Genomic DNA, 18,590 nt, shown 5'->3' with positions numbered 1-18,590 from the left:
TTGCTCGCGCCGAAGGATAGCGAAAAGCCTGCGCCATCGGCAATCCGGTCACGGAATTCTCAATCGCACGCCGGCCATGAGCGTATCGCCACGCAGGCCGTTGGCGGCACGCAGGGTGTCGACTTTCAGGTGGTATCGATGCGCGATCCCCGACAGGGTCTCGCCCCTTTGCACGACATGAAATCGCGATCGGCGGGTGGCTGTTACGGTGGCGGCCCGCCGCGGGCGCAGGCCGCTATGTTGTACATACTGGCGAATGCCCTTGAAGATCCCGTCAGCGAGGCGTCGCTGGTAGTAGCGGGTCCGAAGCAGCTTCTCATCAGCAGGATTGGAAAGGAACGCGGTCTCCACCAGCACCGACGGAATCCTGCCCATCTTCAGTACCGCGAAGGCGGCCTGGTCTACCTTGGCGACATGGATATGTCCCACCGGTCGCAAGTGACTGAGAATATCCCGCCCCAGTTCCAGACTGGACTTCACCGTGTAGGTAATGATCAGGTCCGCCAGCGTGGTATTGAGAACCGGATCCTCCTGGCCCACATCGATACCACCGATCAGGTCCGATGTATTCTCACGGTTGGCAAGGGCCCGGGCCTGAACGGTAGTGGCGCCGCGCTGGGACAGGGCATACACCGAGGACCCCCGGGCACGACTTCCCGGCAGTGAGTCAGCGTGAATGGAAATAAACAGATCCGCATGGTGACCTTTCGCAAGCTGGCGGCGCTCGGCCAGTCCCACGAAATAGTCTCCGCGACGGGTCATATAGGCACGCATGCCCGGTTCGCGGTCGATGCGCCGCGCGAGATCCCGGGCAATGGCCAGAACCACGTCCTTCTCGTGGGTGCGGTAGCGCCGACCGGTGGCTCCGGGATCATCTCCACCGTGCCCGGCATCGACAGCGATGACGATATCCCCCTTGCGGGCAGGCGGTGGCGTCGATTTCGGTACCGGCTGCGGTTTCGCCGCGGCCGTATCCGGTTTCGCCCCGGTGTGTTTGAAATCAATGACCAGGCGGTAGCCATACTGGCCATAGGGCTTGAGCACAAAGGCATTGGTCTGGGCGGGCTTCTTCAGGTCGACCACGACCCGAAGATCGGAATCGTGAGCTCCGGTGCGCAGGCTGTCGATCACGGGACCATCGAATTGAAGCTTGGGCAAGGGCTGGTTGAGATGGGCCGACTGCAGGTCGATGACGACCCGCTCCGGATCGTGCAGTGCAAAAACCTTCTGTTCCACCGGCCCGCTCAGGTCAAATACCAGGCGAGTATAGTCCGGCGCCTGCCACTTGCGGACATTCTGAACGGAAACCGGTGACGCCTGCGCCGCCGGGACCGGCAGCACAACCCCCAACAGGAGTACACAGACGGCGAGGGTCTTCACTGGCCGGCTGCTCCGCGATTCCTCGCCAGGCCCCGGATCAACTCTGCCCCTGCCTCACTCCGCGACTCGAACTGCACTTCGCGACCTTCCTCCACCTTGCGAATCATAACGTCCACGTCCGGTGCAGGCAAAAAGCCCTTTCCCCGTTCTGCCCACTCCACCAGGCACAGGCCTTCTCCCTGCAAATATTCGCGCGCGCCAATAAACTCCAGTTCCTCGGCATCGTTCAGGCGATACAGGTCGAAGTGGAAGATTTCGCGCTCGTCCATGGTGTACGGCTCAACCAGCGTGAAGGTTGGACTACGGACAGCACCGCCAAACCCCAACCCGCGCAACAGGCCGCGGATCAACGTGGTTTTGCCGCAGCCCAGTTCGCCGTGGAAATAGATCCGCCGGACTGCCCCGCAGTGCGGCGCCATGGCAATGCCCAGGTCTTCCATGGCGCCGGCGGTCAACACAAGCAGCTGCCATGGGGAATCAGTCATGGGTTTGCAGCTGCCGCAGGGGTTCACGCAAAAGGGGTAACAATTCGCGGGCCAGACCGCCGCGCTCGCCTCCGGCGGCCAGCATCTCGCCGGCGCAGGCGTGGACCCACACCGCCATGCGCGCAGCCGGGGCCGGGGCCACACCCTGGGCCAGGAGTCCCGCTACCGCGCCAGTGAGCACATCCCCGGTTCCCGCACTGGCCAGGACCGGACCTCCACGATCACATACGCTGAGCCCGTCCGCGGCGGCCACCACCGTGCCTGCCCCCTTGAGCACGGCTACGCCGCCGTAGGTCTGCGCCAGACTCTCGGCACTACCGTAGCGGTCCGCCTGCACCGATGCCGTAGCGGTGGCGAGCAGGCGCCCCGCCTCCCCCGGGTGGGGCGTCAGCACCCAGTCGTCTCGTTGCATCGGCTCGCGGGCCAGCAAGTTGAGGGCATCGGCATCCACGACCTTGGGACGATCTGACTCCAGGGTGCACGCAAACAATCGTTGCGCCCAGGACGACTGACCGAGTCCCGGCCCGATAGCGATCACATCGGCGACACGAGCGAGATCTGCAAGCGCATCCGGTTCGCTCAGGTCATGCCCGATGAGCTCCGGATGCATGGCGTTGATGTAAGGGGCATGGCTTCCGTGGGTACCCAGCAGGACTCTGCCCGCGCCGACGCGGTAGGCCGCCTCTCCGGCGAGACAGGCGGCCCCCGGCATCCCCGGCCCGCCGCCGATCACCAACACAGTCCCGAAACTGCCCTTGTGTGAATTGCGGCGCCGACGCGGCAACACGCCATCCAGAGAACCGTGGCCGATGCGCAGGACATAGGGGTCCACCCGCCGATAGATCTCTTCCGGTACGCCCAGATCATCGAACAGGATCTGCCCGGCACAGTCCGGGCCATCGGCCGTGAACAGGCCTGCCTTGAGCCCGATGAAACTCATGGTGGCATCGGCCTGCACGGCAGTTCCCAGTACACGCCCGCTATCGGCATGCAGACCGCTGGGAACATCCAGGGCCAGAACCGGGGACGTGGCCTCGCCGATCGCCTCCAGGGCCCGGGCCCACTCGCCCTCCACGGTCCGTTCCACACCGGTGCCCAGTACGGCATCCACGATCACGTCGACACCTCCAAGGGCAGCCTCGTCAAAGTCGGCCATGGCGACGCCCGCGGCCCGCGCACGATCGTGGGCGCTGGCCGCATCTCCTGAATTTGGCGCCCCCGCCACCATCAGGACCTGTGCCGTCAGGCCCGCTTCCCTCCCCAGGCGTGCGAGAACGTAGCCATCGCCGCCGTTGTTTCCTCGCCCGCACACCACCACCACCTGCTTCGCCCCCGGCCAGCGGCGGCGCAGGAAGGCGAAAGCGGCCGCGCCGGCGCGCTCCATCAGCGCGCCATCACCCAGACCGAATTCCTCCATGGCAATTCGGTCCAGCTCCCGCGTCTGATCGGCCCGGTACAGGGCCCGCGGAATCGGACCCAGACCCTCTCCTGTGCCATGGTCGTACATCGCTATATCATAGGTGCTTATGCGATCCGGAAGAAATCCGACCCTGGAGACCCGATCCCTGGCCCAGCAAATCCGTGCCTGGGGAACAGAGCTGGGCTTTCAGCAGGTGGGAATCAGCGATGTTGACCTCTCCCAGGCAGAGTCACACCTGCTGGCATGGCTGGCAGCGGGCTACCACGGCGACATGGACTATATGCAACGCCATGGCACCCGGCGCAGCCGTCCGGCGGACCTCGTCGCCGGCACGCAGCGCGTGATCTCGGCGCGCATGGACTATCTGCCACCGGAGGTGACATCCATGGAAGAGGTCCTGGAACAAAAGGAACTGGGTGCTGTGTCGCGCTACGCCCTCGGGCGCGACTACCACAAGCTCCTGCGCCGCCGACTGCAAACCCTGGCGGATCGCGTGCAGGCGGCGGCCGGGGCCCATGGCTACCGGGTGTTCACCGACAGCGCACCGGTTCTGGAAAAGGCATTGGCGGAAAAGGCCGGCCTGGGCTGGATCGGCAAGCACACGAACCTCATCGCACGCGACGCCGGATCCTGGTTCTTTCTCGGGGAGATCTATACCGATTTACCCCTGCCCGTCGATACACCGGCCAGCAACCACTGCGGAGACTGTCACGCCTGTCTGGACGTGTGTCCGACCAGCGCGATTCTTGCGCCCTACACCCTGGACGCCCGCCGATGCATTTCCTACCTCACCATCGAACACCATGGCTCGATTCCGGAAGGACTTCGACCCCTGATGGGCAATCGCATCTATGGCTGTGATGACTGCCAACTTGTGTGCCCGTGGAACCGCTTCGCAAGGCCGACCGAGGAAACCGATTTCCTGCCTCGCGAAGGTCTGGACGCACCGCGACTGGCGGAACTGTGTGCCTGGTCAGAGGGGGAGTTTCTGTCGCGGACCGAAGGGTCCGCCATCCGCCGTATCGGGCACGAACGCTGGTTACGCAACATCGCCGTGGCGATGGGCAATGCCGGGCCGTCCTTGGAGATCGATGCCGCCCTGGCGAACCGCGCCAACCATCCCTCGGCACTGGTACGCGAACACGTGGCCTGGGCCCAGGTGCGGCGAGACTAGTGGGTTGCGATACGCACGATTACGTCGCGCAATTCCTTGTTCAGCAGCATCCCGACCTGTTTCACGATCCGTTCGCGCGCATCGTTGGCACTGGATCCGGCGGCCTTGATGGCCCATTGGTAGCTGCCCCGCACGGTGTTTCCTTCCCGTTGCTTCAATACCACGGACAGCACGCCCCGTTGCCACTGCCAGTTGTCGCGAAAACCCAGATCCTGGAAGTTGAGCCGTGTATCCAGTACGAAATCCGCATCCTTTCCCGCATCCACCAGGAACCCGGCGTGGGCCAGGGCTCGCTCGACCTGTTCGATCAACCGGGGGTCCGCATCGTTTGGGACCTGGGGCTGTACGCGTACCAGCTTGACCAGACCGTCGAGATTGTCATTCAGAAGTGAAAGCTCCCAACGCGGTTTCACTCCCTGCTTGTCGACCGCAACGGCCCGCAGGGAACGATCATAGGCGCCACGCGCCACCTGCGCATTCAGGGCCAGCTGCGCATACCGGATCTTGTGCAAGACATCGGCGTCGGCGTGAGAACGCTGCAACCAGATGTCCGTACTGTCATCCAGCCGGGTGATTTCTGCCCGCAGATTGTCGGCCGCCTGTTTGCGTGACAGTACCGCCAGGGCATGCGCCACATGGGTCTCCGGATTTTTCCAGGTCTCGGCAACGCGAATGCCCTGAATCACCTTCTTGTCATGGTCCTTGATAATGTCCTTGGCCATGGCGGCATTGGCGTACGGCCCACCATTCTTGGTGCCGGAGTCGATTTCCACTTCGAAGACCTTTGACAGATTGGATCGGGCCCGCTGGCGCGCGACTGCCAGCTTGTTTGCTACCCCCGTGCCGGTGAGGTATTCGGCCACGGGATAGGCGTCGCTGCGACCCGTCAGGGTCCATTTGGGTTGCGGGGCATGTGAGGCACAGGCGCTTAGCAGGGCGAGAACGGTACAAGTCGCTGCGAATCGTTTCATTCTTGTCTCCATCGGCTGACCGTATAGTAAGAGTCTTGCGAGTTCGTGCAGCCCCATCCGTCACACTTTTTTGTATAGACCAAATTGGACCCACGACACCAGGACGAATAGGAAGCCCGGAACCATGGGCAGACGGCCTCAGGCCGGCAAGAGAAAATGTTGCCGGTAGTATTTCAGCTCGTCCACCGATTCGCGGATGTCATCCAGGGCGCGATGGGTGTTCCGTTTCGTGAAGCCGGGCAGAATCTCCGGTTTCCAGCGTTTTGCCAGCTCCTTCAGGCTGCTCACGTCAAGATTGCGGTAGTGGAAATAGGCTTCCAGATCCGGCATGTAACGTGCGAGGAATCGTCGGTCCTGGCAGATGCTGTTGCCACACATGGGCGACCTGTTCTTGCCCACATGCTCCGCAAGAAATACGATCGTCTGACGTTCAACCTCCGCCTCGTCCAGGGCCGAGGAACGAACCCGTTCCACGAGACCGGTTTTGGTGTGGGTATTGGTATTCCAGTCGTCCATGCCGGCCAGCACCTCGTCACTTTGATGAACCGCCAGCACCGGACCTTCGGCGACGACGTTCAGCTCGCTGTCCGTGACGATGGTCGCCACCTCGATAATCCGGTCGTTGATGGTGTCCAGCCCTGTCATCTCCAGATCGATCCAGATGAGGGCATTGGCGTCTTGCGGCATATTTGACTCCGGTATTTACAGGCACTCTCTACGGGATTCCCGGGGTGCCCGGGATTTTTTCTGATGATACCATCCGCGTGACATGAATACGTTCTCCCTGATTTTTCTCGCTTTCCTGACCCTGTCGGTGGCTGCGGAACTGTGGCTGGCCCGGCGCCAGATCGCTTATGTTCGCGCCCATCGCGCAGAAGTGCCGCAGGCCTTTCGCGACCGCATCGACCTGGATGCCCATCAAAAGGCTGCGGACTACACCATTGTGCGAAACCGCATCGGTATGGTGTCTTCCATCTACAGCGCCGTCATTCTGCTTCTCTGGACCCTGGGTGGCGGACTGCAGTGGCTCGACATCCTGTGGACGACCAGCGGATTCAGCAACCTGATCCAGGGCACCGCAACCCTGTTAAGCCTGTTCATTATCGGCGCTCTGCTGGATCTGCCCTTCAGCTGGTACAACACCTTCCACATTGAACAGCGCTTCGGTTTCAACAAGACCACAATCGGAACCTTCGTGACCGATCTCGCGAAAAACGCAGTGCTCCTGCTCGTCATCGGTACACCGCTGCTCTACGCCGTACTCTGGTTCATGAACAACACCGGCAGCCGATGGTGGCTGTACACCTGGTTCCTGTGGAGCGGTTTCAATCTGCTGGCCGTGTGGGCCTATCCGGCCCTGATCGCCCCCCTGTTCAATCGCTTCACGCCGCTACAGGAAGGCGGGATCCGCGATCGTATCCAGGCCCTGCTGAAACGTACGGGCTTCCGCAGCCGCGGGATTTTCGTCATGGACGGATCGCGGCGCAGCGCCCATGGCAATGCCTACTTCACGGGCCTTGGTCGCAGCAAGCGCGTGGTGTTCTTCGACACCCTGCTGAAGAGCCTTTCCGCGCCTGAGGTGGAAGCCGTGCTGGCCCATGAACTGGGGCACTTCAAACTGCATCACATCACCAAGCGCATCGCTCTTTCCTTCGGTCTGTCTTTCGCGGGACTGGCCCTGCTGGGCTGGCTGGGTCAACAGGCGTGGTTCTACACGGGCCTGGGGATGCATACCGTGCCCGACCACATCAACCACATCGGCCTGGCTCTGTTCATTCTTTCCATGCCGGTGTTCATGTTCTTTTTCAGCCCGCTCATGGCCTGGGGTTCGCGCAAGCACGAATTCGAAGCTGACGACTTCGCCAGTCGCCATGCGAACGCCGGGGACCTGGTCAACGCCCTCGTCAAGCTCTACAGCGAGAATGCCAAGACTTTGACCCCGGACCCGCTGCATTCCATTTTCTACGACAGCCATCCCCCGGCACCGGTACGCATCGCCCATCTTCAACAACGCCATTGACCCACCGCAAGGTGAATGGAGGCACACGATGAACAAGTTCCTGCTGGCAATTCTGGTTTTCGGACTGACCGCCACGGCGCAAGCCGACAGCGTGCTCCTGGGCAATGCCGCCAAGGGAGAAAAGCTGGTCAAGGCCCATTGCACCGCCTGCCACGGCACCGAGGTCTACTCCCGCAGCGACCGCAAGATCACCGATGCGGGCGCCCTGGAAAAGCGGGTTCAGATGTGCAGCAACAACACGGGTGCCCATTTCAAGCCCGACCAGGTTACCGATGTCGTGAAGTATCTGAACGACCAGTTCTATCACTTTGAGAAGTAGGAGGATCCGTGGCTGAAGAGACGTCCGATCTCAAACGCATGCGCTGCCAGGCCTGCGAGGGTGGCGTCGAGCCACTGACGCGGGACGATGCCGAGGTCTTTCTCCGGCAGACGCCCGGCTGGACCATCTCCGGAGACAGCAAGGAGATCAGTCGTACCTATATTTTCAAAAACTTCTACGAGACCATGGCGTTCGTCAATGCACTGGCGTGGATCGCCCATGTGGAAGACCATCACCCCGATTTCGAGGTCGGGTACAAGACCTGCGACGTGCGTTACAGCACCCATGCCATCAAGGGCCTGTCCGTCAATGATTTCATCTGCGCGGCCAAGGTCAACGGCCTGATCGGGGAATAGGCCCTACCAGCCAAAGGCACGCAGGACGCGCACCCCCAGGCCCTGCCACCACGGCGTGGCGTAGCGTGCCCGTGGCCGACGTGCCTCCACCGCGCGCACGACCTGCCGCGCCACCGGTGCCAGATTTTCCATCTGCGTGCGGAAGGTGACCTGTTCCCAGAAGTGCACGGTCTTCATATGATCGCGGTAGCGCGAATCCGCGCCCATCCATTCATATTTCTTCGCCTGCATCTTCTCGTTGAATCCGGTGGCATGGGCACCGGGTTCAATCAGACTGATGTCGACCGGGAACGGCCGCAGCTCCAGGCGCAGGGCATCCACCGCCGCCTCCAGCGCGAACTTGGTCATCACATAGGGACCCAGCATCGGCATGGCCAGACGCCCGCCAAGCGAACTCACAATCACTACCGTGCCGTGACCACGATCGATCATGGCGCGCAGGCAGGCCTGGGTGAGGTAGATCGTGGCAAAGACGTTGGTCTCAACCACACCACGGATACGCTCGGGCGGAACCTCCACCAGGGGACCGGACTCACCAACGGCGGCGTTGTTGACCAGTACGTCGGGTTCGTGTGCCAGCATGGCTTCCCGGTCGTGCGGGACCAGAATATCACGCTTCTCCACGGCCAGGGAGACACCGGCCGCGGAGGCGGCGGCCTCCACGGTCGCAATGTTCTTTTCGTGATGGACGGTGGCAATTACTTCGTGGCCGCGTCGCGCCAGCATCAGCGCTGCCTCTAGGCCGAAACCACCGCGCGCCCCCGTGATCAAGACCTTTTTTCCCATACTGATATCTGTCGCCACCCCGTGTCTCAAGCGTACTCATACCCCAACGCGGTTTCAACGCGGCATAGCTGTCACTACGCCATCCCAGCATTTACCATAGCGGAATGAACTGTGCGCCAAACATGAGTTGCATCTTCCGCAATTGCGCCATGGCCGCAGTGTTGTTCTTGGTCGGGCTCCCGGGAAGCGCCCGCGGGGAGAGAGATGCCGTCCGCATCGCTGTGGCATCGAACTTTGTGTCCACACTACGTGTCCTGTCGAATCACTTTGAGCTGGCATATCACTATCGGGTCCATATGATTCCCGGTTCCACCGGCAAACTCTACGCGCAGATTCGAAACGGCGCGCCCTTCGATCTGTTTCTCGCCGCCGATGTCCGCCGCCCACGCCTGCTGGAGGAATCGAGAGATGGCATTCGCGGATCGCGTTTCACCTATGCGCGAGGCCGGTTGGCGTTGTGGAGTCCGCGACCCGGGTTCGTCGATGACCAGGGGGGCGTGCTACATGGCGAGGCATTCTCGCACCTGGCCCTCGCCAATCCACGGCTTGCGCCTTATGGCGCCGCCGCGCGCGCGGTGCTGCAGAAACTGAACCTGTGGTCGGTGCTTCAATCGCGGCTCGTCTACGGCGAGAACATTGCCCAGACCTACCAGTTCGTCGCCGGCGGGAATGCCGAATTGGGCTTCATCGCCCTCTCCCAGCTGTATCGTCACGGTCACAAGACATCCGGGTCCTACTGGTTGATTCCGCAATCGCTGTACCCCCCGATCGAGCAGCAGGCGATACTGATCCAGGCCACCGTGCCGGCGCGTGCCTTCTTGTCGTATCTGGGAAGCGAGGACGCCAAAAAAATCATTCGTGATCGCGGCTACGACACACCCGGAGGTTTGCCGTGATTTTCACGAGCGACGACCTCACTGCCCTGCGCATCACGCTGGAGTTGTCCCTGTTGACCACACTGCTGTTGTTACCACTGGCTACGCCAGTTGCCTGGTGGCTGGCGCGCACCGCGCACCGCGCGCGTCCCGTCGCCGATGCAATGGTGGCGCTTCCACTCGTACTGCCACCAACAGTATTGGGTTTCTACCTGCTGCTCTTCCTCGGGCCACATGGCCCGCTGGCGGGCCTGGGCCTGCCTTCGCTCGCCTTCAGCTTCACAGGTTTGCTGATCGGCTCGCTGGTCTACTCCCTGCCGTTCGCCGTGCAGCCACTGCGCGATGCCTTTTCCGCTCTGGGCAGCCAGCCACTGGAGGCGGCCGCCACGCTACGCGCCGGACCGCTGGACCGTTTCTTTACCGTCGCCCTTCCGCTCGCGCGTCCCGCCTATTTCACCGCCGCCGCCCTGAGCTTTGCCCATACCCTGGGAGAGTTCGGCGTCGTACTCATGGTGGGCGGCAATATTCCGGGCCGCACACGGGTGGTGTCCATCGCCATCTACGATCACGTCGAGGCCCTGGACTATGGCCGTGCCCATTCCCTTGCCGCTCTGTTGCTTGTGACCTCTTTGTTGCTGCTGATTGTGGTCTACACGCTCAACCGGCGCGCCAGGACATGGAAGCCATGAGTATCGAGGCCCGCTTCAGACTCACCCGCGGCGAATTCGTCCTCGACGCCGAGTTTACGGCCCCCGCCTCCGGCGTCACCGCCCTGTTCGGACCATCTGCCAGCGGAAAGACGACCCTGCTGCGGTCCATCGCCGGCCTGGAGCCCTGCCGCAACGGCATGCTGCGTGTGGGCGGCACGACCTGGCAGGACCAAAAGCATTTCGTACCGCCGCATCGGCGCGCACTCGCCTATGTGTTCCAGGATTCAAACCTGTTTCCTCATCTCTCCGTACGCGCAAACCTGGAGTACGGCTACCGCCGCGTTCCGTCCGCCGACCGGCGCATCGAATTTGACGAAGTCACCGGGTTGCTTGCCCTTGAACCCCTGCTCCCGCGCGGTATCGGCAGGCTATCGGGTGGGGAACGCCAGCGCGTGGCCATTGGTCGCGCCCTCCTCGCCAGCCCACGCCTGTTGTTGCTGGACGAACCCCTGGCGGCACTGGATCAGGCGAGCCGGAACGAAATCCTCCCCTACCTCGACTCCCTGCACGAACGCCTCGCATTGCCACTGATCTACGTGAGCCATTCCACGGATGAGGTCGCGCGCCTGGCGGATCACATGCTGCTCATGAAAACGGGCCGTATTGTTGCCTCCGGCCCCGTGCGCGAACTGCTGACGCGTACGGATCTCTCCCTTGCCCACGGTGATACCGCCGAGTCCATCATCGAGGCCACCGTATCCGGACACGATGAGGAATTTCAGTTGTCGAGTCTGGAGCTTGCCGGCACAGACATTTGGGTGCCCCGCCCCGACCTTCCTGTGGGACGCCGGATTCGCCTGCGTGTGCTCGCGCGCGACGTCAGCCTGACGGCAGAACCACCCCGGCTCAGCAGCATCCTGAACATCATCCCCGTTGAAGTCGAGTCCCTCGCCGATGAAGGTCCGGCCCAGACAATGGTGCGACTGCGTACCGGCAAGGACATCTTGCTGGCCCGCATTACCCGCCGTTCCGTGGCGCGACTCGGACTGTCACCCGGAGCTCATACCTTCGCCCAGATCAAAAGCGTGGCGGTGCTGGACTAGGATCCGTCCGGATTTTTGACCGGTAATTTTGCCAAAACACCAGCCAATTCCGTTGTCCACTCCTATACTTTATGTAGTGCAGAGGGCAGTCGTGCAATTCACAAACGGGGGCGGAGAATGAAGATTAGGTTGGGGCAACGCGCGCCGGATTTCAAAGTCGAGGACATCTACGGAAATATATATACGCTGGAATCACTGCGTGGAAAAAACATCCTGTTGTCATTCTTTCGCGATGCAACCTGCCCGTTCTGCAATCTGCGGGTGTACGAACTCACCCGCCGCTATCCCGATCTGAAGAAGAAAGGACTTGTGATGCTCGCCTTCTTCAGCTCGCCTCAGGACCGTATCGTCAAGTACATCGGCAAGAAACAACGGCCGTTCCCGCTGATCGCCGATCCCGATACAACTGTCTACCAGCTGTATAACGTTCGCTCGTCGTTTGCCGGACTGATGGCGAGCATGGTGATGCGCATGCCGACCATGATGCGGGCCATGATGCTCGGTTTCATGCCGCGCATGCGCGGCAAGATCGCACAGATGCCCGCTGATTTTCTGATCTCTCCCGATTTGAAGGTGAAGGGAATCTACTATGGCAAGGACGCCGCCGATCACATCCCGGTGAAAATCCTCGAGACCTTTGCCGCCAAACAATATGGCACGGAACCCGTTTCCGCCGAAGATGAAGTCCCGGTCGAGGATGAAGACGAGGAAATGATCATCCTCGGATAGCTTCCTGCCCGGGTATGCCGTGACCGACGAGCGGATCTCGCCCCCCACTCAATGGAGCAGCACAGCGCCACGGCATAGGGGTCCGGGTTGGAGCCCGTCCTGCCCGCGGCAGTCTTCGGATTCTGATTGGATTCCTGGCCGTGCTGGCTATGCACTCAAGCCACGAAGCAGCGCCTTGCGATCCAGCAGCATATCGCCATAGTAGCGGATGAGGAGTTTTTCGTAGGCGCTGTCACCGTCGGCCATGGTGCGCAGGCGACCCTCCAGAAACGCGATCTGGTCCTGAAGATCCTCGACGGTAATGTCCTTGTTCGTGAGGATGGAATGCAGGGAATATCTGGCCATAGCAGTTCTGTACCTTTTGTCTCGGTTCCTTGTGACAAAAAGGTACCCGGCCAAGATGAAACTTTTTTGACAGAAGATCCTGTCTTTTCGCCACTTTTTCGCGACGCCCTGACCCACTACAGCCGGTAGAGAATCCGCGCGGCCAACACCGTCCAGAAGCCCCACAGCACCAGGGTGGAAAGCACATGCACTCCATAGCGGTGCGTCACCCGGTGGTAGCTGATGTGGATCACGCTGTGCAGCCAGCGCAGGCCTACGTATAGCCAGGCCAGTACCAGCAGTCGATCGTCCGCCAATGCGGTCACGTAGGCAGCCAGTACGCCGGTGAAGAACAACACCGGAACTTCAAACAGGTTCTGCAGATTATCCGAGGGCCCGGCGACGCCCGCGATCACAGAGTGTTGTTCGCGACTGGCCAGTTGTTGGGGTTCGATCCCGCGGGCGAGCATGGCGCTGACGCGCGTGATGTTCATCCAGGCCCAAACCAGCGCGGTCAGCAGCACCTGTGCCAGCATGGGCACGAAGATCCACTCCTGCTTCATCCTTATCGCTTCCTCTCTTGTTGTTCTTGTTCCCTCTGGCTTCGAGCTAGGGCCAGTCGATTGAACCCGGCTCACGAATATGCACATCCATCTTGCGGAAGCGCATATAGCCGAGCACCATAACCACAAGCGATGCAGCGACCAGCGCAAACCCAAGATACCGGAATCCCGCCTCGTGGTAGAGGAGTTTGATCAGGGTGACGCCGGAGGCTGCCAGCATGATGGCTGTGCGGGCATAGGCCAACAAGGTTCGCTCATTGGCCAGCAGCGTGCGAATGCGCGCCATCTTGTCCCGCATATAAGTGGTTTCCGTCGGTGCCTGTTCCATCCAACCTCCCGGTCGCCCCCGCAACCCTTCCCTACACCAATGCGATCAGCGTATCGCCCGTACGTTTGTCGATCTTCAGCAACACCTCGCAGTACTCGGGTGTTTCCGGCACGGGTGTTGGATCGTCGGCACAGCTACAACCGGCTATGATGCCCGAATAGAAAATACCGGCGCGTGCCCGTACAAGACCTGGTTCCTCCACAATGTCCAGAACGGTCGCCTGAATGGGTTTGTTGCTGACTTGGCTCGTGGCTCGCAGACCCTGTTGCAGCGGCAATTGCTCGGGCCCAAGTTTCTCAATTTCATCGCGCAGCGCGTCCGTGAACCGGTCCGTGCCCCAAGCCGCCAGTGCCACGCCAAATCGTGCCATGTTCCGCTTACGTCGACTTCCGGTTGACCAGCTCGGCAAGAATGGGCTTGCTCTCCTCGCCGAAATAGATTGAGCGATGCGGGAACGGGATCTCGATCCCGGCCTCATCGAAGGCATGCTTCAGCCGGCGACGGTATTCGCGGCCAACGTCCCATTGCTTGATCGGCTTCGTGCGCAGGCGGCCCTTGATGATCACCGCCGAATCGGCGAAGTCGTCGACGCCGAAGACCTCGACATCCTCCACCATCATTGGCCCGAACTGTTCGTCCTGCCGCAACTCCGCACCGACCTTGCGCATCAGCTCCATAACCTGATCGACATCTTCCTTGTAGGCGATCCCGATATCGAAGACATAGGCCGACCATTCGCGCGTCACGTTTGCAAGGGTCTTCACCTCACCGTTGGGGAATACGTGCACCACGCCAGAAAGATCGCGCAGGACGATGGTGCGGAAGTTCACCGCCTCCACCAGGCCGCCGGTTCCGTTGACCACGGCGACGTCACCGACACGAACCTGGTTCTCCAGGATCACGAAGAACCCCGAGATCACGTCGCGCACGAGATTCTGGGCGCCGAAACCCACTGCCAGGCCGGCGATCCCGGCACTGGCCAGTACCGGCCCAATCTCCACCCCCAGTTCGCGCAATACCACCAGGCCACCAACGACCCAGAGCATGATGGCCACACCTCGTTGCAGCAGGCGCACCAGGGTCTCGGCACGTTTCTCGGTCTCGCTCGCCAGCTCCTCGCCCGCCTGACCCCGGGACACGAGCAGTTTCTTCAGGCGCTTGAGCAGGATTTTGGCCACGCCCATGGCAATCCACAGCAGGACCAGCACGAGGAGGATACGGAAACTGGTCAGCATCACGTTTTCCCAGTTGATGTTCTCGATATAGCGGACCAATATCTTCTGCATGTGTCCTCCTGCGCGCCTTATCTGTTCGTAGGGTTCGCAACGATTCTAACGGACTGCCGCGGTCGTGTCGTGTCAGGACCGGATGAACCCGGCAAACGCGTCCAGACACCCCGCTACCGGGCCTACTCGTGCCGCAGGGCGTCGATGGGATTCAGGCGCGCCGCCTTGCGCGCCGGAAAATAGCCGAAGACAACGCCGACGCCGGCCGAGAACAGAAAGGCGACGAGGGTAATCATCGGATCGAAGACGAATGGGACGCCCAGCATGGGTGAAGCCACGGCACTGCCGGTAAGGCCAAGGACAATTCCCGTGATTCCGCCGATACTGGCCAGGACCACTGCCTCGACCAGAAACTGGCGAAGCACGTCCCTCTCCAGGGCACCGATGGCGAGCCGAATGCCGATTTCACGGGTTCGTTCGGTTACTGATACCAACATAATGTTCATGATGCCGATACCGCCAACCAGCAGGCTCACGGCCGCAACCGCACCCAGCAGTGCGGTCAGGGTTTCGGTGGTGCTGGTCACGCGCTCCGCAATCTCCTGGATATCCCGCACATAGAAGTCATCCTCTTCTCCGGACTTGATGTGCCGCCGTTGACGCATCAGCGCCTCAACATCCTGTTTCACCTTGGGGATCAGACCCCCGGACTGCGCTGTGATGTAAATGGTGTTCACATCCCGGTTGCCGGCGATGCGCCGCTGAAATCCCCGGATCGGCACCACCACAAGATCATCCTGATCCTGACCGAAGGTGCTCTGCCCCTTGGCCGACAGAACACCGACCACCTCACACGAAAGCTTGCCGAGACGAATCGAGGCGTCCAGGGGATTCTGCCCACCGAAGAGATTTTCCCGCACGGTCTTGCCGATGACGCAGACCAGCTTTCAGTTGGCATTCCCGTATACTGCAAGCAGGGTTGTGGACGCGATCGGCGCCACGGCCCGAATCCCGGCGATATCCCGTTCGATCGCCTCCGCGTCCGCAAGTACAAACTGTTCCGCGGTGGCATGCACGCCGCCCGGACGAGAGCGCTCACCGGGACGCACCTGCAACTGATTGCTGCCCAGGCTGGCGATCTCCGCCGCCACCTGTCGTGTCGTACCGCGGCCCAGAGTCACCATAACAATGACCGCCGCCACGCCAATGACAATTCCCAGGATGGTCAGGGCGGACCGCATCACGTTGCGGCGCAATTCGCGGAAGGCCAGCAAGAGGATATTGCCAAACATCAGCGCACCTCCCCGGGTGCCTTGAGGCTGTCGGAGGCGATGTGGCCGTCGTGAAAGTGCACGATCCGTTGGGCGTAGGCGGCGACGTCCTTTTCATGAGTAACCATAACGATGGTCAGACCACGATCCCGGTTGAAGCCGGTTAACAGCTTCATGATCTCGTTGCTGTTGGTCGAATCCAGATTTCCCGTGGGCTCATCCGCAAGCAACAACAGGGGATCGGTCACGATGGCGCGGGCAATGGCCACTCGCTGCTGCTGTCCCCCGGATAGCTCGTTGGGTTTGTGATGGATCCAGTTCCCCAGTCCCACGGACTCCAGGGCCTCTTGCGCCAGCCGGTGCCTTTCCGTCGGCGAAACACCGCGATAGACCAGTGGTAATTCCACGTTCTCCAGTGCGGTGGTACGTGCAAGCAGGTTATACGTCTGAAAGATGAAGCCAATGAAATTGCGCCTCAGAAGCGCACGCTGATCGCGATTTAGCGTCCCGACCTCCACGTCCCGGAACTGATAGACTCCCGACGTCGGGGTATCGAGACAGCCGAGTATGTTCATGCACGTGGACTTGCCCGAGCCGCTGGCACCCATGACGGCCACGAACTCTCCGTCCCGCACCTGCAAATCGATGCCTCGCAGGGCGTGAACGGCGGCGTGCCCGCTGCCATAAACCTTGGTCACGCCGCTGAGCTGGATTAGTGGTGACTCGAGCGGATCGGCGCTCATTTGTCCGACGTCTTGATTACATCCACGAGGACCTTCATCCCGGCCTGCAACTCGCCACCGGTGATTTCGGTCATACGGCCGTCGGTCGCGCCCACCGTGACCGCGATCGGCACCGGCTTGTGATCGCGCAGAATCCAGACCTGCTGTTTCTTTGCGCCCGGTTTGGCGTTCGCCGCCTGCTGCTGCGCCGGCGTCCGGCGATGTGGACGGGGTAGCAGACCACGCATTCCACTGCCTTGCGATTTTGTCTCGGGAGCTGGCGGTGTGAAGCGCAATGCGCCGTTAGGCACCAGCAGTGCGTCGTGAATAACACGGGTCACGATCTCGGCGGTGGCGGTCATTCCCGGCCGAAGTACCAGGTCAGAGTTGTCCACGCTGAGCAGGGCTTCACACGTCACCACGTCCTGCTCCACACTCGGCGCATAATGAACCTTGACAATCTGCGCCTGGAAATGGCGATCGGGATAGGCATCCACCGTGAAGCTGGCCTTCTGCCCCTCCTTCACCTGTCCGACATCGGCCTCGTCTACGTCCACATGCAGTTCCATCTTGCTCAGGTCTTCAGCCAGGGTAAACAGTACCGGTGTCTGAAACGACGCAGCCACGGTTTGGCCCGGCTCCACGTTGCGCTTGAGCACGATGCCGTCCACGGGTGAGACAATCACGGCCTTGGACAAGTCCGTCTGATTCGCCGCGTGGGCCGTCTCGAGTTCCTGCTGGGAATACAGCTGTTTCTCGGCGAGGGCCTTGAGCCGTTCGTACTTCTTCTGGTTTTCGGCCAGGGTTGCCTTGCTCTCCGCGAGCTTCGCCCTGGCTGCGTCCAGGGCTGACTGCGATTCGTGAACACGTGCCTTCAGCCGTTCGGTATCCAGGCGCGCAAGGACCTGCCCCTGCTTCACGTGGTCGTTGACATCCGCTTCGACACTGCGGATGGTGCCGGACAGTTCGCTGCCCACGTCCACCTGATTGACCGGCTCCAGGGTTCCCGTTGCCGTAACCATCACCGTGAGATCTCCGCGGGACACTTCGGCACTCTTGTATTGAGAGTCGCTGCCGTTGCGATTGGCATACCAGATCACACCGGCAACAAGGATAATCGCCAGCGCCGCCGCGGGGAGTAGCCAGGGTGGCCGCTGCTTCCACACCGTCGCGCCGCCGCCGGCCAGCACCTGGCGGATATCCGGGATTCTGCGCGGTCGAGGCTCGTCCATGCAATGCATTTTATGCCCACGAACCGGGCAGGGACAGGTCAATCAGGTAAAGCTAGGTAAATGGGCGTCGAACCTGCAAAAAGATTGGCCGACCGGATGGGGTCCGGTCGGCCGAGGGGGTCTTCCTTGGGGAGTCTGCCTAGGTTTTTGCCTGCAGCTTCTGCGCAAATGTCAGCAGGAAATGCAGCGAGGCCTGGGTCTCCGGTTTGGAGATCATACCGAGGGTAGAGAACACACCGCCGGAATGGCGAACCTTCGCGGTTTCCTCCTGCGCCTCGTGCATGGCCTCCGAGGCGTTGGAGGCCAGGTTGGCGATGTCCTCGGTGGCGAGGTTGTTGACCATGTGTTCGATGAAGATTGCACCCCGTTCGACGATGCCGTCGGTGCTCGCGTTGCGCATCGCATTGAGGAAATGAATCATCTCGAACAACGAGGTCAACCCGCCCGTCTGGTGTAGCGTAGTGAGTTCATCGAGAACAGTGTGCACCGCCGCCAGGGTGTCGGGCTCGGCGAGATGGTCCACCACCTCCAGCACGCTGCCGTAGGTGGTGGCCGCACGCTCGACCATGCCGTCGGTGAGGGCATCGGATACCACGCCGAACAGGCGTTCCATCTCCGCGGGTGCTTTGGTTGCAGTCGTATCGTCCATGTCTCCC

General features: G+C 61.4%; 23 protein-coding genes and 1 pseudogene. 8 read left to right on the top strand and 16 right to left on the bottom strand.

Annotated elements, in window-relative coordinates; all coding sequences use genetic code 11:
• Positions 1-48: 48 nt before the first annotated feature.
• The 3 genes from P8X48_04890 to P8X48_04880 are packed head-to-tail and all read right to left on the bottom strand — an operon-like array spanning position 49 to position 3,372.
• Positions 49-1,380 carry an N-acetylmuramoyl-L-alanine amidase gene (locus tag P8X48_04890; protein MEJ2106654.1) on the bottom strand — a complete coding sequence of 444 codons (1,332 nt, stop codon included), beginning with the start codon at positions 1,378-1,380 and terminating at the stop codon, positions 49-51.
• On the bottom strand, positions 1,377-1,865 hold the full coding sequence (tsaE, locus tag P8X48_04885; protein MEJ2106653.1) for a tRNA (adenosine(37)-N6)-threonylcarbamoyltransferase complex ATPase subunit type 1 TsaE: 489 nt from the start codon (positions 1,863-1,865) through the stop codon (positions 1,377-1,379). The genes P8X48_04890 and tsaE overlap by 4 nt, the downstream gene beginning before the upstream one ends.
• Positions 1,858-3,372, bottom strand: coding sequence for an NAD(P)H-hydrate dehydratase (locus P8X48_04880; GenBank protein MEJ2106652.1), 1,515 nt, complete (start codon positions 3,370-3,372; stop codon positions 1,858-1,860). The genes tsaE and P8X48_04880 overlap by 8 nt, the downstream gene beginning before the upstream one ends.
• A gap of 19 nt (positions 3,373-3,391) precedes the next feature.
• Here P8X48_04880 and queG point away from each other — a divergent pair, with 19 nt between their 5' ends.
• A complete protein-coding gene (gene queG, locus P8X48_04875) occupies positions 3,392-4,459 on the top strand; it encodes a tRNA epoxyqueuosine(34) reductase QueG (protein ID MEJ2106651.1) in 1,068 nt (355 codons plus the stop codon).
• Here the strand turns inward: queG and P8X48_04870 are convergent.
• Both P8X48_04870 and orn read right to left on the bottom strand, forming a co-directional pair.
• Positions 4,456-5,430, bottom strand: coding sequence for an LPP20 family lipoprotein (locus P8X48_04870; protein MEJ2106650.1), 975 nt, complete (start codon positions 5,428-5,430; stop codon positions 4,456-4,458). The two genes, queG and P8X48_04870, sit on opposite strands and share 4 nt — an antisense overlap.
• A gap of 138 nt (positions 5,431-5,568) precedes the next feature.
• Positions 5,569-6,117: an oligoribonuclease gene (gene orn, locus P8X48_04865; protein MEJ2106649.1), complete on the bottom strand. Its 549-nt coding sequence runs from the start codon at positions 6,115-6,117 to the stop codon at positions 5,569-5,571.
• Positions 6,118-6,199: 82 nt separating this feature from the next.
• On the opposite strand from orn, the gene P8X48_04860 reads away from it, so the two are divergent.
• The 3 genes from P8X48_04860 to P8X48_04850 are packed head-to-tail and all read left to right on the top strand — an operon-like array spanning position 6,200 to position 8,125.
• Positions 6,200-7,450 carry a M48 family metallopeptidase gene (locus P8X48_04860; protein MEJ2106648.1) on the top strand — a complete coding sequence of 417 codons (1,251 nt, stop codon included), beginning with the start codon at positions 6,200-6,202 and terminating at the stop codon, positions 7,448-7,450.
• Positions 7,451-7,478: 28 nt separating this feature from the next.
• Positions 7,479-7,769, top strand: coding sequence for a hypothetical protein (locus P8X48_04855; GenBank protein ID MEJ2106647.1), 291 nt, complete (start codon positions 7,479-7,481; stop codon positions 7,767-7,769).
• 8 nt (positions 7,770-7,777) lie between these two features.
• A complete protein-coding gene (locus P8X48_04850) occupies positions 7,778-8,125 on the top strand; it encodes a 4a-hydroxytetrahydrobiopterin dehydratase (protein MEJ2106646.1) in 348 nt (115 codons plus the stop codon).
• Between the two features lie 3 nt (positions 8,126-8,128).
• Here P8X48_04850 and P8X48_04845 read toward each other — a convergent pair whose 3' ends face one another.
• Positions 8,129-8,911: an SDR family NAD(P)-dependent oxidoreductase gene (locus tag P8X48_04845; GenBank protein ID MEJ2106645.1), complete on the bottom strand. Its 783-nt coding sequence runs from the start codon at positions 8,909-8,911 to the stop codon at positions 8,129-8,131.
• Positions 8,912-9,060: 149 nt separating this feature from the next.
• On the opposite strand from P8X48_04845, the gene modA reads away from it, so the two are divergent.
• From modA to P8X48_04825, 4 genes are all read left to right on the top strand, one after another.
• Positions 9,061-9,807 carry a molybdate ABC transporter substrate-binding protein gene (gene modA / locus P8X48_04840; protein ID MEJ2106644.1) on the top strand — a complete coding sequence of 249 codons (747 nt, stop codon included), beginning with the start codon at positions 9,061-9,063 and terminating at the stop codon, positions 9,805-9,807.
• On the top strand, positions 9,804-10,475 hold the full coding sequence (gene modB, locus P8X48_04835; GenBank protein MEJ2106643.1) for a molybdate ABC transporter permease subunit: 672 nt from the start codon (positions 9,804-9,806) through the stop codon (positions 10,473-10,475). Before modA ends, modB begins: the two co-directional genes overlap by 4 nt.
• The gene (gene modC, locus P8X48_04830; GenBank protein MEJ2106642.1) at positions 10,472-11,539 is read left to right on the top strand and encodes a molybdenum ABC transporter ATP-binding protein; all 1,068 of its coding nucleotides are present in this window, start codon (positions 10,472-10,474) and stop codon (positions 11,537-11,539) included. Before modB ends, modC begins: the two co-directional genes overlap by 4 nt.
• 117 nt (positions 11,540-11,656) lie before the next feature.
• Positions 11,657-12,268 carry a peroxiredoxin-like family protein gene (locus P8X48_04825; GenBank protein MEJ2106641.1) on the top strand — a complete coding sequence of 204 codons (612 nt, stop codon included), beginning with the start codon at positions 11,657-11,659 and terminating at the stop codon, positions 12,266-12,268.
• A 147-nt stretch (positions 12,269-12,415) separates the two neighbouring features.
• On the opposite strand, the gene P8X48_04820 is transcribed toward P8X48_04825, so the two are convergent.
• The 10 genes and pseudogenes from P8X48_04820 to P8X48_04775 form a co-directional block, all read right to left on the bottom strand.
• On the bottom strand, positions 12,416-12,613 hold the full coding sequence (locus P8X48_04820) for a hypothetical protein (GenBank protein MEJ2106640.1): 198 nt from the start codon (positions 12,611-12,613) through the stop codon (positions 12,416-12,418).
• Positions 12,614-12,729: 116 nt separating this feature from the next.
• Positions 12,730-13,155, bottom strand: a complete 426-nt coding sequence (locus P8X48_04815) for an MAPEG family protein (protein ID MEJ2106639.1) — start codon at positions 13,153-13,155, stop codon at positions 12,730-12,732.
• Positions 13,156-13,201: 46 nt separating this feature from the next.
• Positions 13,202-13,483: a DUF202 domain-containing protein gene (locus tag P8X48_04810; protein MEJ2106638.1), complete on the bottom strand. Its 282-nt coding sequence runs from the start codon at positions 13,481-13,483 to the stop codon at positions 13,202-13,204.
• Positions 13,484-13,514: 31 nt separating this feature from the next.
• Positions 13,515-13,853 (bottom strand): hypothetical protein, encoded by a 339-nt coding sequence (locus P8X48_04805; GenBank protein MEJ2106637.1) that lies wholly within the window; start codon positions 13,851-13,853, stop codon positions 13,515-13,517.
• 7 nt (positions 13,854-13,860) lie between these two features.
• Positions 13,861-14,769, bottom strand: coding sequence for a mechanosensitive ion channel family protein (locus tag P8X48_04800; protein ID MEJ2106636.1), 909 nt, complete (start codon positions 14,767-14,769; stop codon positions 13,861-13,863).
• Between the two features lie 122 nt (positions 14,770-14,891).
• Positions 14,892-15,206, bottom strand: coding sequence for an FtsX-like permease family protein (locus P8X48_04795; GenBank protein ID MEJ2106635.1), 315 nt, complete (start codon positions 15,204-15,206; stop codon positions 14,892-14,894).
• A gap of 183 nt (positions 15,207-15,389) precedes the next feature.
• Positions 15,390-15,950: pseudogene (locus P8X48_04790) on the bottom strand (ABC transporter permease).
• 50 nt (positions 15,951-16,000) lie between these two features.
• Positions 16,001-16,723 (bottom strand): ABC transporter ATP-binding protein, encoded by a 723-nt coding sequence (locus P8X48_04785; protein MEJ2106634.1) that lies wholly within the window; start codon positions 16,721-16,723, stop codon positions 16,001-16,003.
• Positions 16,720-17,934 (bottom strand): efflux RND transporter periplasmic adaptor subunit, encoded by a 1,215-nt coding sequence (locus tag P8X48_04780; protein MEJ2106633.1) that lies wholly within the window; start codon positions 17,932-17,934, stop codon positions 16,720-16,722. The genes P8X48_04785 and P8X48_04780 overlap by 4 nt, the downstream gene beginning before the upstream one ends.
• A 139-nt stretch (positions 17,935-18,073) precedes the next feature.
• A complete protein-coding gene (locus tag P8X48_04775) occupies positions 18,074-18,583 on the bottom strand; it encodes a hypothetical protein (GenBank protein ID MEJ2106632.1) in 510 nt (169 codons plus the stop codon).
• Positions 18,584-18,590 lie beyond the last annotated feature (7 nt).

The organism is Acidiferrobacteraceae bacterium (assembly GCA_037388825.1).
Lineage (GTDB): Bacteria > Pseudomonadota > Gammaproteobacteria > Acidiferrobacterales > JAJDNE01 > JARRJV01.
This window is presented reverse-complemented; position numbering and strand designations above follow the sequence as displayed.